We start from the raw sequence: 1,045 nt of genomic DNA, 5'->3' as shown, positions 1-1,045 counted from the left end.
CATTGGGAGCAAATAGTACGTTATTGAAGTGGGCCAGGCCTTTCGATACCAAAGCCTTGAGCGAAGTCTACACCAATTTCTTTTAGTGCGTCGGCGGTTTCCTGGTTTTCTACAAATTCCGCAATGGTCTGCAAGCCCGCTGCATGGCTAATACCATTGCAAGCTTCAACAATTCCACGATCAATCGGATCGTGTAACAAGTTCAAGACAAAGCTGCCATCAATTTTCAGATAATCTACTGGAATCTTCTTAAGATAAGAAAAGGAGCTCATCCCAGCACCAAAGTCATCGAGTGCAAATTTAAAACCTTCTTCTCTGATCTCGGAAATAAACTCTACGGCATCCTTAAGGTTGTCGATAGCACTGGTTTCGGTAATCTCGAAGCAAATACGTTCAGGAATGAACTCAAACTCTTTTAGTAAATGCCGAATATCTTCAAAGAAAGAGGCGTCACTAAGTGAATTACCTGACAAGTTGATGAAAAATGTTCCTTGATCCTGATACCCTAAACCTGATTCAGCCAAGTACTTAAACGCATTTTTTACCACCCATCTATGTAAACGTGGCATAAGTTTGTAGCGCTCGGCTGCGGGAATAAAGGAGCCGGGGTAAATCAGTTCTGAGTCATCATTAAGTCGAACCAGAAACTCGCCGTGTGCACCGCCACTACAGTGTTTTTGGAGGCCTTTCATGCTCTGGAAGTGGAGTATAAACAAATCATCAGCTATCGCTCGTTTAATGCGGCTGACCCATTGCATTTCACTTCGCCGTTGTAAGTGCTCTGGGTCATCTTCACTGTACCATTTAAGGCCGTCATGACCTTTTTCTTTGGCGACATTGCAGGCCATGTCAGCACAGCTCAGAACGGACTGGACCGAAGAGGTTTTATTATTAATTGAAACAATGCCGATACTAATGCTGGTCGTGAAACTTTTTCCATGCCAGGTGAAGTTTAGGTCTTTTATTGCGGTCTGTATGGTTTTCGCAATCTAAATAGCTTGACGCTTATCTTTGTTGTAGGTGAGTATGCCAAATTCATCGGCAC

General features: G+C 43.3%; 1 protein-coding gene. It reads right to left on the bottom strand.

Annotated features, from left to right (window positions below):
* Positions 1-20: 20 nt before the first annotated feature.
* Complete coding sequence (locus tag A3729_RS04125) at positions 21-977, bottom strand: EAL domain-containing protein (RefSeq protein WP_255376373.1); 957 nt, start codon at positions 975-977, stop codon at positions 21-23.
* Positions 978-1,045 lie beyond the last annotated feature (68 nt).

Source organism: Oleiphilus sp. HI0043, from assembly GCF_001634935.1.
The sequence above is the reverse complement of the archived record's forward strand: the minus strand, read 5'-3'. Positions and strand labels throughout refer to the sequence as shown.